This window comes from sulfur-oxidizing endosymbiont of Gigantopelta aegis, assembly GCF_016097415.1.
In the GTDB taxonomy this organism is placed as follows: Bacteria; Pseudomonadota; Gammaproteobacteria; order GRL18; family GRL18; genus GRL18.
In genome coordinates, this window is the sequence record NZ_JAEHGE010000001.1 from 257,946 (window position 1) to 273,653 (window position 15,708).

General features: G+C 43.3%; 12 protein-coding genes and 1 pseudogene. All 13 read right to left on the bottom strand.

Annotated elements, in window-relative coordinates; all coding sequences use genetic code 11:
- Positions 1-38: 38 nt before the first annotated feature.
- The 13 genes and pseudogenes from thiO to ribF all read right to left on the bottom strand — a co-directional run bounded on the left by thiO (position 39) and on the right by ribF (position 15,700).
- Positions 39-1,184, bottom strand: coding sequence for a glycine oxidase ThiO (thiO, locus tag JEU79_RS01385; RefSeq protein ID WP_198262659.1), 1,146 nt, complete (start codon positions 1,182-1,184; stop codon positions 39-41).
- 34 nt (positions 1,185-1,218) lie between these two features.
- Positions 1,219-1,680, bottom strand: coding sequence for a type IV pilin protein (locus JEU79_RS01390; RefSeq protein WP_198262660.1), 462 nt, complete (start codon positions 1,678-1,680; stop codon positions 1,219-1,221).
- A 96-nt stretch (positions 1,681-1,776) separates the two neighbouring features.
- The gene (locus JEU79_RS01395) at positions 1,777-5,691 is read right to left on the bottom strand and encodes a pilus assembly protein (protein ID WP_198262661.1); all 3,915 of its coding nucleotides are present in this window, start codon (positions 5,689-5,691) and stop codon (positions 1,777-1,779) included.
- A gap of 130 nt (positions 5,692-5,821) precedes the next feature.
- Positions 5,822-6,535 carry a hypothetical protein gene (locus JEU79_RS01400; RefSeq protein WP_198262662.1) on the bottom strand — a complete coding sequence of 238 codons (714 nt, stop codon included), beginning with the start codon at positions 6,533-6,535 and terminating at the stop codon, positions 5,822-5,824.
- Between the two features lie 3 nt (positions 6,536-6,538).
- Positions 6,539-7,093, bottom strand: coding sequence for a pilus assembly PilX family protein (locus JEU79_RS01405; RefSeq protein ID WP_198262663.1), 555 nt, complete (start codon positions 7,091-7,093; stop codon positions 6,539-6,541).
- A 13-nt stretch (positions 7,094-7,106) separates the two neighbouring features.
- Positions 7,107-8,012 carry a PilW family protein gene (locus JEU79_RS01410; RefSeq protein ID WP_198265799.1) on the bottom strand — a complete coding sequence of 302 codons (906 nt, stop codon included), beginning with the start codon at positions 8,010-8,012 and terminating at the stop codon, positions 7,107-7,109.
- Positions 8,009-8,485: a type IV pilus modification protein PilV gene (pilV, locus tag JEU79_RS01415; protein ID WP_198262664.1), complete on the bottom strand. Its 477-nt coding sequence runs from the start codon at positions 8,483-8,485 to the stop codon at positions 8,009-8,011. Before pilV ends, JEU79_RS01410 begins: the two co-directional genes overlap by 4 nt.
- A 20-nt stretch (positions 8,486-8,505) precedes the next feature.
- Positions 8,506-9,078, bottom strand: coding sequence for a GspH/FimT family pseudopilin (locus JEU79_RS25890; RefSeq protein ID WP_281400811.1), 573 nt, complete (start codon positions 9,076-9,078; stop codon positions 8,506-8,508).
- A 135-nt stretch (positions 9,079-9,213) separates the two neighbouring features.
- Entirely contained in the window at positions 9,214-10,152 is a 939-nt protein-coding gene (gene ispH / locus JEU79_RS01425) for a 4-hydroxy-3-methylbut-2-enyl diphosphate reductase (protein ID WP_198265800.1), read from the bottom strand.
- Between the two features lie 410 nt (positions 10,153-10,562).
- A complete protein-coding gene (locus JEU79_RS01430) occupies positions 10,563-11,018 on the bottom strand; it encodes an FKBP-type peptidyl-prolyl cis-trans isomerase (protein ID WP_198262665.1) in 456 nt (151 codons plus the stop codon).
- Positions 11,019-11,223: 205 nt separating this feature from the next.
- Positions 11,224-11,697 (bottom strand): annotated as a pseudogene (gene lspA, locus JEU79_RS01435) (signal peptidase II); the annotation flags it as partial.
- Positions 11,698-11,736: 39 nt separating this feature from the next.
- The gene (ileS, locus tag JEU79_RS01440; protein ID WP_214660654.1) at positions 11,737-14,496 is read right to left on the bottom strand and encodes an isoleucine--tRNA ligase; all 2,760 of its coding nucleotides are present in this window, start codon (positions 14,494-14,496) and stop codon (positions 11,737-11,739) included.
- Positions 14,497-14,683: 187 nt separating this feature from the next.
- Positions 14,684-15,700, bottom strand: coding sequence for a bifunctional riboflavin kinase/FAD synthetase (gene ribF, locus JEU79_RS01445; protein WP_198262667.1), 1,017 nt, complete (start codon positions 15,698-15,700; stop codon positions 14,684-14,686).
- Positions 15,701-15,708 lie beyond the last annotated feature (8 nt).

Here is a 15,708-nt window from a genome sequence, read left to right on the forward strand (position 1 = left end):
TTTATTGACTTATCAACTCCATTTTACAGACTTTAACATCAAATAGCCGTGCGTAAATCTATTTGACTGCAATCATTTACTAGGCGCTCTTCACTTAACAAGTAAGGCTTGGGATCCACAATACTCGCTTGAGATAAAAGCTGGTTGACCAATAGCTGACAGGAAGCTAGGCCAATGACAACGCCATTGCGAAAATGACCGGCATTGAGATAAAGGTTTTTAAGCTCTGGATGCTCGCCAATATAGGGAACACCATCAATAGAACCCGGGCGAAGACCCGCCCATTGTTTTTCCACTGGGTAATCACGCAAAGCAGGAATAATACGATAGGCTTCCTGCTTTAACTCCTCTAAAACTGTATCGCTGGTGGTTTTATCAAAGTCATTAAATTCCAGAGTGCTGCCCAAAACCACTCGACCATCTTTGCGGGGGATCACATAGCGGCCTTTACTCAGTACAATACGTGATACTACACCGGGTTTGGCTTTAAAGACGATCATTTGACCTTTGACCGGGGCAATTTTGGGTGCTTTCACCCATTGCTCCAACAAACGTGCGCTCCAGGCACCACCGGCAACTACTACTTGATCGGCATAAAAAGAGCCCTTATCCGTCAGCACACCTTTAACCACCTCCCCTTCAGAGATAAAAGATAAAGCTTGAGTTTGTTGTTCAATGGTTACGCCCAAAGCCAGCAAGTCTTCTCGTAAAGCTCTCACCAGTCGTGGATTACGCACTTGTCCGATAGAAGAAGTAAGCCAGCCCTGCTTATTCCCTGATAACGACACATCACTTAAACCTGGTTCAATGGCTTTTAAAGCATCGCCAGACAAGCATTCAAAAGGATAGTGAAACTTTTTTTCCCAGGCAAGCGCCTGCTCCAGTTCATCCTCAATGTCCAAATACAATAAACCGCTTTGTAAATATTCCGGATCAATCCCGGAGTTTTGCTGAATGTCCGCTAATACATCAGGATAGTGAGCTTGCCCCCATTGCGCCAATGCCGTTACCGGATCGCTATAACGCCAGGGGTAAAGAGGAGACAGGATACCGCCGCCAGCCCAGGAAGATTCCTGACCCGCATAGCCCTGTTCAATGATGGTGACAGAGACACCCGCCTGGCGAAGCAAACGGGCAGTGAGCATGCCGATAATGCCGGCACCGATAATAAGAGTTTTATTCATAGAGGATAGAATATCAGAAATCCTCCCCTTAAATCTAGCGCCAACAATCTGCCAAGGACGCTGTATTATTAGTAATCCCCTGAAAATTGGTATGCGTCAGGGTAAAATCACCACAATCATCTCCAGCCATTGAGCCCGCTCGTGCAGCCTCTAACGTATAAGTGTTGGCCGTCACTAATGAAATAGTCAAATCATAATAAGCAACTCCCCCATCAACAGGTACAGTGGCTGAGAAAGATCCTGGATCACCACCAGCAACACAAGTGCCTACAACTCCCCCATTTTCTGAACCACAATAGGTATTATTTTCTGTGTAAAAACGTTCCATGGTACTGGCTAACCCATATAAAGCCCCCTGAGCATCAGCACGTTTAGCTTTTCGTATATACTCTTGATAGGCTGGTGCTGCAATTGCCGCCAATATAGATATAATAGCAATAACGATCATCAGTTCAATCAAAGTAAAACCCAATACTTTATCTAATTTTTTTTTCATGTTAAGTAATCACTTCTTATATCAAATAAACATTAATCAAACTCAAAAATAGCTTCTAAATTAATCCAAATTTACTTAACTTAGAAGCATAGCACCTTAGAAGCTCAACTGTTTCCAGGAAACACGTCCCTCATAGCCTGGCCCTGGATTTTCACCCGTCACCATAATTCCCCCAGAAGAACCACTATTGTATTTATACTCAATACCATCACCGGCAATAATACCCGGCGTCGAAATAATACCTTCGTTTGAATGCTTACCACTGGCAGGCACTTTGATGGTAGTTGGAGTACCATTAATGATGACAGAAATAGTCACAAAGTCTGCTTGTCCAAAGGTACCACTGCCGTCAAAATCAAAAGGCGAGTAAGGTAGGCGAGCACCCGAAACGGCATCAACTTCCATTAACCAGCCTCCACCGCCATTATCACAAACATTAGCAGAAGGATGTAAGGTAGTGAAAATAATACGACCATTTCTTAATATGGAATCGCTGACCTGGCGTTCACCATGATTATTGGTATTACCACCTTCCTTATTATAGAGATCCATAAACCAGCCCATGTCCTCCGGTATTGCTGGTGCAGCAGAAGGATCACCTTCCCAGTCAATCGCATTGTCCGTCGTTACACGGGCATCAATAATCGAGTCACCATCAATATCAACTTCCTGAGTGATTTCCTGCTCCAGTAGGTCAGCCGCGACTATTTCGCCTTTGGCAGGGTCATTTTGATCCCAAATACCATAGTATGATTGATCAAGTTGGCCGCTCACAGCATTATCCGTGGTTTCGATATATTGACCAGTACCAAAATAAACCAGAAATCCCGATTGGTTAGGGTGAAAATTAACTTCTGGTCGGGTAGTAATCGGTTGACGACGAAAGGTATCAATACACTCAGTGGCAGTATTAATCGAACCATCAATAACCGACCCATCACTACCATCGACACAGTAACCATTTGCGGTTGTTTCACCCTGAGTAATAAATAAAGGCTTATCATTAGTAGGTGCTACGCTAGTACCACCATGGAAAATATTCCAATCGGCAATAGTGCCACTGTTCACATCAAACTTCCAAAGATTACCGTAGAGATCACCACCATAAATATAGTCTATTTTAGAATCACCATCCACATCAACCGGTGATACAGAGGCTAAGCCATTAGGACGTCCACTGACAGTGATATTACCCGCAGCATCAGTCGCCTTACCACTGGCAGGGTCACTTAAGCCAACCCCCGTATCGATTTTTTTAAGTAACACACCATCAGACAATCTGACGATATATAAAACCGCGTTACCCGTAGTGCTCACATTAGCATCTGAAACTGTATTATTGTAGCCATTGCCAAACACTGCGGCCCAGTCGCCATTTTGCATACGGACAATGTTGGGGCGACTATAGGTATAACCTAAGTCTTGGTCATCCGCATCATTAAATTCCCATAGCACTTTAGCAGCCAAATCAGCTTCTGAGGTGATTGCACCTGGATCGGTTACATCCAGTGCATAAAGCCCCTGACCACCGGCTCTCAAGCCTCCGACCAAAACAGTATGCCATGCGCTACTAAAAAAAGCATCGACAACCACTGGAGAACCATCCACCGTGTATTGATGGCTATAATTAGGTTGTGCCAGCGCGGGTAATTTTTTCAGCACATCACTGGGTACATAGGCAAATAGTTCTGAACCAAAATTAGACGAGTCAATCACATCGTTTTCATCGCAATCCAAACTATTGGCATTAAAGGCATGTAACATGCCATCGTTTGAACCCACATAAATCACCGGTAGGCGGCCATCAGAGGTAATGGGTGTGCCACACTTCTTACCATCATTTTGCGCAACAACACTCGCCACAAAAGTTGAATACAAATTACTATTGCCTTCTAAGTTATCAGGATAATTAAAATCAGGCTTACCACTGACATAAACCGGCGATGAATTCACCATATCACCTAAAGGAATTCTGTCCTTTAAGCCACTATTGAGTGTGGCATTACTTTTAGAAATGCTATTTTCCACCTTAGGACGGTCTCGATAAGTGCCGCCATTGCTCTGTTCATTTGAATCATCACCGCGTAGATAGTCCAGTAAATCACTACTGACTAATAATGTCGATTGTACCGTAGTCAGCTCAGATGGAGTCGGGCTTGCGGTATTAGCTGGCCAACGAAATGGAACACCAATCGTGCCATTATGCGTAGCAATAATGCGAGCCCCATGAGTAGTAGGCAAATAACTGGCAGTGATACCCGTGCCCAGAGTACCGTCATTGGGGTTAACCAAAAAGGCCAGCATTTCACCTGTCCAGTCATTACTGGAAAAACGTGCCTGGAACACCGTAGTATCACTGCTTAAACTACCCGTATTGACACTGACCGCAGAAGACGAACTGTCATTGATTGCGGCCGTAAAAGCGGCTGTTAATGCGGTTTCTAAGGCCGCACCATCACCCGCTAAATAGGCTATACCACCGGCATTATCCGCCGTATCCTGTAATACTTGTGGAATACTATTAGCACCAAAGGCAACGGTATAGACTTTAACAAATTGATCACCAGCAATATCAGTACGTAAATCTCGATCGCCATCACCGGTTACCGGGTCAGCACAATTGCCTGAACCACCACCTACAGTCGCACAAAAGCCATAATAGGCAACATCATCGAGTAAGTCCGATTTGTTAGTAATCAAGTCATCAGCATTTGAATCACCATCAAAATCAAGCGGTGTAAAACCTGGTACCGTTGAATCTTGGTATGGTTCACCATCAGTGAAAACAATGACACTGGTATCAATACATTCCAGCGTTCTTCCTTCAGTGACATCATAATAGGGATCATCCACAGTATTAGGATCAGGATCAAAGTCATTCACTCCACCAACAGCAGTATACCTTGGAGGCTCCTGTTCTAGGTAACGAATTACTTCCCATAAGTTCTCAGCTAAAGGCGTGGTTCCCCATACCAGCGGGTAATTTTCCAATAAGTCAGCGGCAGCATTGGCACTCATACCCATGCGATTAGAGACATCCCTATAGCCTTGCTCTGCTGCGGGCATACTCGTGTTGGTTGGTTTTTTTACAAAGGGATTATTAGGCAATTTAAAGTTCATCGTACCGCCATTGACATTCTGATTATATATGTCATTAGCATTCGGATTATAACGATAGAACGATACACCTAAGCGTACCTTACTCTCAATATCATGCAATAAGCCTTCAGGCTTATTAGCCACAACTAATGCCATATTAAATTCTTTTATGCCTCCGGAGAATGCAAAAAAGCCAACCTCTTCGTTACCATGAGTCACTTCAGAATCACATGATTTTTCTTCTTCTACAAACACTTTTGCAGACGTCGCACTGAGCGATTTTAATCTCAAAACAGCCGTATCCTGATCATTATCTGTTTGCATTGAAGAAATAAAGAATGGTGCACTTGGAAAAGCAGGGCTAATAGCAAAGGTATTTGTCTTATCGGCATTACTCACACCGCTAAACTTAGCCACTTCAAGCTGCCAATTAGGTAGATTGCTCGTGTCATTCACGATCCCCTTTTCAATGGCAATGAAATTGACATCAGTCAAGCCGCGACCACCTAATTTTTCCTCTTCTTGTAAAAAAAGCTTAAAATTCGAACTGCCTACAGAGTGTACTCTAGAGGTAACAGTTCGAGTATTGCTATAACCAATAACGGATGAAACAACAATGGGATCTGTCAGCGTATTACCATAATTAACTGTTACACTATTCGTATCGTCAATAAGACAGGAGCCATCGAAAGTATATTCTTTATCGGTATTCTCCTTGCCCGCAACAGCCTTTATACCGCCAGGCAAATCATGAGACCCTAACTCCATCACCGTATAGTAAACGGTTTCCTTGATATGATTACCATCCTTGTAATACCATTCTTGCATATTCACTTCAAATCCCGTCGGCGTAATATTTCGAATACGTACAACACTGGGATCTCCACCATTAACCGTAGGGGTTTTAGCCACTACTATCGGATTAGAATAACTATTAACAAATGAAACAGACTTCCACGAAGCGTTAGTAAGCACTTTGCCCGCACCGACTTTCGGATCTACAGTAGCAGAGCCAAATTCACCAATGGTATTACCCGAATCATTATATATAAGCCCCCCCTCCAGCAGTCGTTAACTTGGCATAGGGATCATAACTTGTTTTAATGCCTCCACCTGCAGCAGGTGAAATCATTTCCATACTTGAACCATTTGGTACTGGTGAAAATTGGCTACTAATACTTGAGCTCCGGCTAATGGTACTACCACTGTTATCATCTCTGGGCTCATTATTAGCAATGAGTTTAAAATTCAAGCCTGAACCATAGGTATAAGACGTACTGGATTCAAGCTTCCCCCCCATTAAGACCTTACGACTGGCATCAATCCGTCGAGTCGTCATCCAGTTTAAAAAATTACCACTCCAACAGGTGAAATTATTAGTCGCTGGGGTACAGCTAGATTCTTTAAACGCACCCGTTTTAGTGGTATCAATGGTTGTCATTGGCGCATAGCCTGCGGCATTAACCGGAATTGACGGATCATATTCATAGTTTTGCGTACTTTCAAAAATGCCATAATAAGCAATACTATTATTAAAGCCTCCACCATACATTTTAGATTTCATACTGCCTGAGTTATCCAGCATCACTATTACATTCGGTTTTGCACCGGTGGTTAAGAACAAGGGTTCTTCAGCCAGGCCAAGAGGAACGGCACGCACCGGTGTTGGAATTAAAGCCGATAAACTCACAACCAGCCCTATTAAGACAAGACTAGTGTGTTTCATCATCAATGGTTTTATATTTAGTCTATTCATCGTTTAATACCTTCTTGTAAAAGAGGTTTGTAATAACATTCGGGTTAAATCACTACCACCGGTACCCTTCGAGGTCACACGATAGAAGGTGCGACCTGCCTGTTTACCCTGCCCCGTCGATAAGCTATCCGGAACAAATTCCTGCTCTTCAATCACATACCGGGGAGCAGTAGCAACTAGGCTGGAGCTTAAGCCGGTAGCCGCTATTGAGTTGGTCGCTGTTGCCCACCAGGAATTAGCACACTGACGCCACCACATATCATTACCCGTGCAAACAGCACCGGCTTCCATCAACGACCAGACCTGGGATGTGGATGGCGATGAATTATCATCAGGCCTGTTGACCTGGCTTTGCAACCAACCTTCACCAACACGCACTGCAAACTCAGCTGCCTGAAAGGCTCGATTTGAATCGTTAAAATTGCCCGCCATTTTTTCTTCCAAAATGGTTGTTTGCATACCACTAATACCCAGAAGGGTTAGAATTAAGAGAAAAATCAAACTGACAAAAAGCGCCACGCCCCGTTGATTAGCAGTCTTTACATTAATTGTTCGCATAAATATAAACGTCCTAATTTAATCGATTTCGTAGTGCAATGGTGGCCGAATAGTCTTTACTAATTCGATTATCTGTCGCACCATTATAAGCACGGGAATTGAGTGCAACATTATCATTAATTGTTCGTAGCGTTAGCGTTAGTTTAACGCTAACAACCGTAGACATATCTAAGCCTGCTGTGCCTGCAGCTACATAATAATCCGCGACCATATCTGAATTACTATCACCGCCGAATAAGATTTGCATATTTTCCACGCCTTCAATTAAGGGCTGCGCGCCTGTCCCATCATTCATAAAGAGAGTTGGAACGCCCCCACTCACACCGAGAGCATAGGTCGTTTGTTGTAATTTATGCACTGAGGCAATCGTATAGGACTGTTTCAGTGCATCTGCAATCGTCAATGTATTGCCTGACACATTAGTAATTGAAGTAATTTGTGCAGATTTACAATTATTAATCATGATATCATCCCCCACAGCAAAGCCGCTGGCATCATCCATCACAATAGAAGAACCACTTGCACTCACAACACTACTGGCATCTTCAGAGGCCGAAATCAAACGAATAGTATCACTATCTACTAATCCTGTTACTGGTTGATCATCTTGCGCAGATAAGCCGGGGGAAGATTCTGTGGCTGTCCCGCCGCCATAACCCGCCACTAAAAAACCTGCATCAGCCACATTATCCCAACGTCCTGCACAGCCCCAGTGGTCAGCGCCACGAATTGAGCGCGTCATAAACCCAATAGCAAAGCGGGCATTTTCCTGCATTCTTGACATGGCTTCTGTCACACGATAGGTTTGTTTATTTGAAATATATATTTGCCCAACACCGGCCAATAAAATCAAACTGATGGTCATAGCAATCATAATTTCAATCAGCGATAAGCCCTTTTGGGATACTCTATTTTTCATGGCTGAAACTCCGTTATAAATGCCACTGTGGCGTTGTTATTTCTATCATCCAACCAAGTTATTGTCACTGTAAAAATATCACCGGTACGAGCAGTCGTGCCTACACCATCGGGTAGTCTCGCTGCCACATCAGTTCCCCAATCGACAATACTGGTATCCGCCATTTCAGTGGTTGAACAAGTACCATTTATGGTTCTACAATTCGGTTCCACTGAAATGCTTAAATTTGAAGTATCAAACGGCCCATCAAAATCACCGGCATCAACAGCCGTTTTGTTGCTCCTTAAAATATCTCCAAATTCAGAGGCTAAAATCGATGCCTGAGTTCTTAAATTAGCACTATTATTGTTGCGCATCCCTGTGACTTGCAAACCTGCCACTCCTAGCAAGCCAATTGATAAAATGACGACAGCAACAAGCACTTCAATCATTGTCAGGCCAGCACTTGCCTTGGTATTATTTAAATTTTTCATTATGATTAATTAATTCCTTACTAACAATTACTGGATGACACATTGGCTCGACCCGTTGGACTCACTGTAATAGCACGTTGCTCACCTGCCCCACAGCCGGTTGCATTTAATGTCAGCGTTAAAGTGCTCTGTGGCAAACCTCTTGCGGTATAGATAATACGAGTGGCACTGCCCGTTAAGCTCAAAGCACCATTCAAAGCTTTATAACTTCTTAATAAGCAGTCTTCAGAGGCCTCATTATTGCTAACTTCACATAAATTCACATCGGCATCATCATCAAAAGTGCCGTTAGCATTCAAATCCTGAAAAATTATCCAGCCGACACTCCAATCATTTGCGCCACTACATGAACGTGGTGAGGTCTGATCATTGCTGGCACAAACAGTGACCGCCGAAGAACGTTTAATCGCTTCCGAACGTGCTATATTTAAAGCAGTATGTACTGAATTTGCCTGTGTTGTCGTACGATTTGTACGAAGAGTCCTATCAAAAGATGGCAGGGCTAATGACAACAAAATTGCTGCAATTGCAATCGTTATCATCAATTCAATCAGAGTAAAGCCATTTATGTTTTTATGTGATTTTATATTCATAGTTTATTTATATACTTAAGGTTTTAAAAAGTCATCCTGATTACGACCAATGCCAAGCTATCACAGACAAACGGTTAAAAATAATATTATTTTGTAAACAGCTTCACATACTGCGATTCAACAAATCTTCCATGATTAAATATTCTGTAATTCTTTGGGCAAAGAAAAAACAACCGTTTCTTTTTCTCCTATCTCAACACTATCGGCTTCAACTCCTTGTTTTTTTAGAAAATCAACCACTTCTTCTACCAAATATTCTGGTGCTGAGGCTCCTGCTGTTACACCAATTTTAGCTCCATCCACTAGCCATTGAGTTTGAATTTCATCAGCAGAATCAATCAAATAGGCTCTAGCGCCCTGTTTTTCTGCCACTTCACGCAAGCGATTTGAATTTGAACTATTGGGCGAGCCTACAACTAAGACCAAATCTGAACTTTGTGATAAAGTTTTTACTGCATCTTGACGGCTTTGTGTGGCATAGCAAATATCATTCTTCTTTGGCCCGGCAATTTTAGGGTAACGTTCTTTCAGAGCATTAATCACCTCCGAGGTATCATCCATGGACAGTGTTGTTTGGCTCACATAAGCCAATTTATCCGGATTTTGCACCGCTAAATGCATAACATCAGCAGGCGTTTCAACTAAATAAATTCCTCCGCCCTGCTTATCGTCATACTGCCCCATAGTACCCTCTACTTCGGGGTGACCTGTATGGCCAATAAGAATACACTCTGTACCTGACTGACTAAACCTCGACACTTCCAGATGTACTTTGGTGACTAATGGGCAGGTCGCATCAAACACTTTCACATCTCGACTCTCTGCTTCTTTTTTTACCGCTTTAGACACACCATGGGCACTGAAAATAACAATCGTACCATCGGGCACATCCTTCAACTCTTCGACAAAAATAGCACCCCGGTTTTTTAAGGATTCAACAACAGCTCGGTTATGAACAACTTCATGGCGCACATAAATAGGCGCACCAAATAGCGTCAGGGCACGATCAACAATTTCAATAGCACGATCAACACCGGCACAAAATCCTCGCGGATTGGCTAATTTTAATTGCATCTCTTTAGCAGACATTTTTTTTCCTTTATTATGACTATCTTTTTCTGTACTCATTTCTGTAAGCACTTTCCGACATTTGAATCAGAAAATTCTTACAATTCTATCAGATGTTTCTTGCTGTGTAATACCACACATAAGATTATACTCTTTATCAGCTTGAAAAGAGCCTGAAGGAACAGGACAGATTAAGCAAGGAGCATACTGCAACAGGTTAAGATGCTTGAAATAAGAATAGTAAGCCAGGGAGGTTTGCTTTCGTAGTATCGTGAAATGATATAATTTTATTAAAACTTGAAAATGGACTTGAATTGCGGGAATTTTAGAGGGAACTCATTTTTTTTGGCAGGATGCCATTACTTTAGAAAAAGGATATTATTGAAGTAATAATATCCTTTTTTTATGCCCATGATTTACTTTACAGCCACAACCTCAACAGCAAAAACCACTTCATGACCGGCCAATGGATGATTAAAATCCACTAGCACTTTATCTTCTTTTATCTCCATCAAAATACCGGGAATTTGTTCACCTGATGGGGTGCCAAACTCAACCAGCAAGCCTTCTTCAAGCTCAACATCTAGATCAAACTCAGCTCTCTCCATCCAATGCTTATTGGCTTCATCGGGAAAACCAAAGGTATCACGCGGGTCAAGACTGACCTGTTGCTTGTCGCCTACCGTTAAATCCATTAGCACTTCTTCTAAGGCGGCGATCATAGAACCATCACCCATAGTAAAGGTCATCGGCTCACCATCTTGGGTGCCATCAACGGCTGAACCATCAGCCAGAGTAAGGCTGAAATGCATCGTTACTGTGCTATCAGCGGTTATTTTTTTTTCAGATGTTGAATTTGTCGAATTTGTCAATGTCAGACCTTTATTTTAAAAGAAAGGGATTAAATAGGAGAATTAATTAATGGGGGGTGTTTTTTGGCTCTTCTTTTGGCTCTTCTTTTGGCTCTTCTTTTGGCTCTTCTTTTGGCTCTTCTTTTGGCTCTTCTTTTGGCTCTTCTTTTGGCTCTTCTTTTGGCTCTTCTTTTGGCTCTTCTTTTGGCTCTTCTTTTGGCTCATCTTTAGAAAAAATGGCATCAATGATCAGCATAAATGCCCCCACACTGATCGCCATATCAGCCACATTAAATGCCGGCCAATGTTTGGCAGGGCTTTGAGGATTGGCCTGGTAATAAAAATCCAGAAAATCGACTACATAGCCCAGAGTCAGTCGGTCCCACAAATTACCTAAGGCACCGCCTAATACCAGCGCCAGTGAAATAGCCACCCAGCGCTCATGATCTTGCAAGCGTTTCAGCCAGAGCAAAATCACTACACTGACCACAAAGGCTATGATGGCAAAAAACCAGCGCTGCCAGCCAGACTCTTCCGCTAGAAAACTAAAGGCTGCACCGGGGTTATGCGCCAAGGTCAAATTAAACCAACCCGGAATAACGGTCAACGTTTCATACAGCTCAAAATTTTGACTCGCCAGTGCCTTAGTGCCTAGATCCAGGATCACAACCAATAAGGTCAGCCATAACCACTTTAACATCCGGCAATCACTCGTCTAAGCTTATGTATAACGACGCACTTATGCATAACGACGTACTTCGCCGTCACCGGAGACATTATCCACACAGCGACCACATAATTCCGGATGTTCGCTATGGCTACCAACATCTTCAAGGTGATGCCAGCAACGCACACATTTCTCATGCCCTGAGGCCTTAACGTTGAGTGCCAGACCGGCAACATCTTCAATCTCAACCGCATCAGCAGGCTTATCTGCCAAGGGATGTAAGCGCACCGCCGAAGTAATCAGGACAAAACGCAATTCATTGTCTAATTGCGCTAACACTTTAAGCAATGCATCATCACAATACAGGTCAACCTCTGCATCCAGTGAAGAACCAATGGTTTTGTCTACCCGCAATTTTTCCATTTCTTTACTACAGGCAACGCGCACACTGAGCACTTGCTGCCAGAAGGTATTATCCATAGCCTCTTTTGTCTGCGCAGGGAATGCATACCAGGTTTCAAAGAATACTGAATCGGTATGTTCACCGGGGACAAATGGCCATAATTCTTCTGCCGTAAAGGTCAAAATTGGCGCTATCCAACGGGTCATGGCTTCAATAATGTGATATAAAGCAGTTTGTGCCGAACGTCGCGCCACGCTGTCTTCTTGTGTGGTGTATTGACGATCTTTAATCACATCCAGATAAAATGCGCCTAAGTCCATAGCACAGAAGTTATGGACTTTTTGGTAGACAATATGAAAGTCATATTGCTCGTACGCACCAATAATTTCCTGCTGTAACTCTTCTGCTGTCACCATAATCCAACGATCCAGTGGTAACATTTGTTCTGTACTTAAGCTATTTTTTTCTGGCTCAAAACCATCCAGATTTGCCAGCATAAAACGGGCGGTATTACGAATACGGCGATAGGCATCCGCGGTACGTTTTAAAATCTCATCAGACACGGTGATTTCACCGGTATAATCCGTTGATGATACCCATAGGCGTAGAATATCTGCACCTAAGGTTTTCATGATTTTTTGTGGAGCCACGACATTGCCCTTGGACTTGGACATTTTTTTGCCCTGTGCATCCACTACAAAGCCATGCGTCAGCACTTCTTTATAGGGTGCGACATCGTTCACGGCCACCGAAGTTAGCAAGGACGACTGAAACCAGCCACGATGCTGATCCGAGCCTTCCAGATACAAGTCCGCTGGAAATTGCAGTTCTTCTCGCTCATTGATCACACAAGCATGAGTCACACCGGAGTCAAACCAGACATCCAGGGTATCAGTAACTTTACTATAGTCTTTGGCATCATCGCCAATCAGTTCTGCTGCATCTAAATCAAACCAGTCATCAATACCCTTTTCGGCGACGCGCTGAGCAATGGTTTCGATCAATTTCGGGGTATCAGGGTGTAATGCCTGCGTTTCGTTATGAACAAAAACCGCAATCGGCACACCCCAGGTACGCTGACGGGAGATACACCAGTCCGGACGATTTTCCATCATGCCTTCAATGCGTGCCTTGCCCCAATCCGGTAGCCAGGTGGTTTTTCTCGCGGCATCAATCGCCAAACCACGCAAGCCGCTTTGATCCATGCTGATAAACCATTGTGGTGTCGCACGAAAAATGATCGGGGTTTTATGTCGCCAGCAATGAGGATAGCTATGCAATAACTCATAATGATTCAGCAATGCGCCTTTTTCCCGCAAAACTTCCAGCACCAGCGGGTTAGCTTTAAAGATATGCTGACCTTCAAATAATTCTGTCCCGGTGACGAAACAACCATTGGGACCGACAGGATTATCCACTTCCAGGTCATATTTCAGACCCACAATATAATCTTCCTGACCATGACCCGGCGCAGTATGCACTGCACCCGTACCTGAATCAGCGGTCACATGCTCGCCGAGAATAATAGGTACTTGACGATCATAAAAAGGATGTTGCAATAACTGCATTTCTAAATCAGCACCCTTACAACGCCCTAGTACTTCGTAGTCTTCAACGCCATAGCGCTTCATGGCTCGTTCATACAAATCTTCTGCCAGAATTAATATCCCGACTTCTGACTTCACTAGCACATAGTCAAATTCAGCATGTAATGCAACTGCTTGGTTAGCGGGTAAGGTCCAGGGTGTCGTGGTCCAGATCACGGCACTGATAGCCATGTCAGAGTCATCACTGGCAGCAAACTTCTCTAGCACTGCTGATTTGTCTAACACCTGAAAACGCACATCTATCGCAGGTGAATTTTTATCTTCATATTCCACTTCGGCTTCTGCTAAGGCAGAAGCACAACTAGTACACCAGTGAACCGGCTTAGAGCCCTTGTGTAAGTGTCCTTTGTCGATAATTTTACCCAGGGTTCGGATAATATTGGCTTCAAAGTTAAAGTCCATGGTCAGATAAGGATTATCCCAATCACCCATCACGCCCAGACGTTTAAAATCTTCTTTCTGGCCTGCCACTTGCTTTTTAGCATAGTCACGACAACCATTGCGGAAGGTTTTGGCATCCACTTTAACGCCCGGCTTGCCCATTTTTTTCTCAACATTGAGCTCGATGGGTAGGCCATGACAATCCCAACCGGGAATATAGGGTGCATCATAGCCACCCAAGGTCTGAGATTTGATAATAATATCTTTCAAGATTTTATTGACCGCATGGCCAATATGAATATTGCCATTGGCATAAGGAGGGCCATCATGCAGAATAAATTTAGGCCGACCCGCCGCGATTTCACGCAACTTCTGGTACACACCGTTTGTTTCCCATTGTGCCAACATACCAGGTTCCCGCTGTGCCAGATTGGCCTTCATGGGGAACTTAGTCTTAGGTAAATTCAGGGTCTCTTTGTAGATATTCTGCTTGCTCACTTGCTTCTCACTTTTTAAGCTTTTTTGCTGAAATTTTTACTATTTACTTTATAAACATTTAAATTATAGTGATTCAATTCATTACAACACACCATAGAGTATCAGGTTGAACCGTCTGTCTTTACAGGCTTTACTTTGAAAAATAGCGTTTAGCCTCAACCACATCATTTAAAATTTGCTCTTTTAACAAATCAAACGAGTCGAATTTTTTTTCATCGCGAATTTTGTGTAAAAAATCCACATGAACTAATTTGCCATATAAATCGCCATCATAATCAAATAAATGCACTTCTAATAAACCTTTTAGGCCATCAACCGTTGGCCGATAACCAATGTTTGCTATACCATCCATGCCTTGCTTATCTGAGTCAGGGCTGTGTTTAATGGTATTCTTGCACACACCTAAATCACGTCCCCAAAGTCGAACGGCAAACACGCCCGACACCGCAGGTGTTGCTCGATGTAAGGGCACATTAGCCGTAGGGAAACCAATGGTTCTCCCCCGCTTGGCGCCATGCTGAATGTGACCCGACATCCAATAAGGCCGTTTCAGCAAGCTCTGAGTCAATTCCATATCACCCGCTTCAAGCGCTTGACGAATACGGGTACTACTGACCCGTTCACCGGCAAGAGAAAATGTTGCGGTACTTTCAACTATAAAGCCAAAGTCTTTGCCACTTTCTAATAGGGTCTTAAAATTTCCACAACGATCCTTACCAAACTGGAAATCATCGCCCACTTGCAAGTATTTTACACCCAGCTTATCAACCAGTACTTGTTGCACAAACTCCGGCGCACTTAATTGAGAAAAAGACTGATTGAAATGAATCACCAGTAATTTATCAATGCCACAATCCGCAATGACTTCAGCCTTGTCTCGAAAACGTGTTAAACGTGCGGGACTTTGTTTAGGTACAGAAGGTTTAGGTACAGAAGGTTTAGGTACAGAAAGTTTGGGCGCAAAAAATTCCTGTGGCTGTGGTTCAAAGGTGATCACAATTGCCGGCAAATTATTTGCCCGCGCTTTGTCACACAATTGCGCCAATATATGCTGATGCCCACTATGCACACCATCAAAATTACCAATCGTAGCGACACAGCCATTTTCTTGCTGGCTTAAATTATGTAAGCCACGAATTATTTCCATTGCTTTCT

What these genes read in the sequence shown, in the direction of transcription:
- thiO (WP_198262659.1), bottom strand. Translation starts at nt 1,184, where the DNA reads ATGAATAAAACTCTTATTATCGGTGCCGGCATTATCGGCATGCTCACT.
- JEU79_RS01390 (WP_198262660.1), bottom strand. Translation starts at nt 1,680, where the DNA reads ATGAAAAAAAAATTAGATAAAGTATTGGGTTTTACTTTGATTGAACTG.
- JEU79_RS01400 (WP_198262662.1), bottom strand. Translation starts at nt 6,535, where the DNA reads ATGAATAGACTAAATATAAAACCATTGATGATGAAACACACTAGTCTT.
- JEU79_RS01405 (WP_198262663.1), bottom strand. Translation starts at nt 7,093, where the DNA reads ATGCGAACAATTAATGTAAAGACTGCTAATCAACGGGGCGTGGCGCTT.
- JEU79_RS01410 (WP_198265799.1), bottom strand. Translation starts at nt 8,012, where the DNA reads ATGAAAAATAGAGTATCCCAAAAGGGCTTATCGCTGATTGAAATTATG.
- pilV (WP_198262664.1), bottom strand. Translation starts at nt 8,485, where the DNA reads ATGAAAAATTTAAATAATACCAAGGCAAGTGCTGGCCTGACAATGATT.
- JEU79_RS25890 (WP_281400811.1), bottom strand. Translation starts at nt 9,078, where the DNA reads ATGAATATAAAATCACATAAAAACATAAATGGCTTTACTCTGATTGAA.
- ispH (WP_198265800.1), bottom strand. Translation starts at nt 10,152, where the DNA reads ATGCAATTAAAATTAGCCAATCCGCGAGGATTTTGTGCCGGTGTTGAT.
- ileS (WP_214660654.1), bottom strand. Translation starts at nt 14,496, where the DNA reads ATGAAGGCCAATCTGGCACAGCGGGAACCTGGTATGTTGGCACAATGG.
- ribF (WP_198262667.1), bottom strand. Translation starts at nt 15,700, where the DNA reads ATGGAAATAATTCGTGGCTTACATAATTTAAGCCAGCAAGAAAATGGC.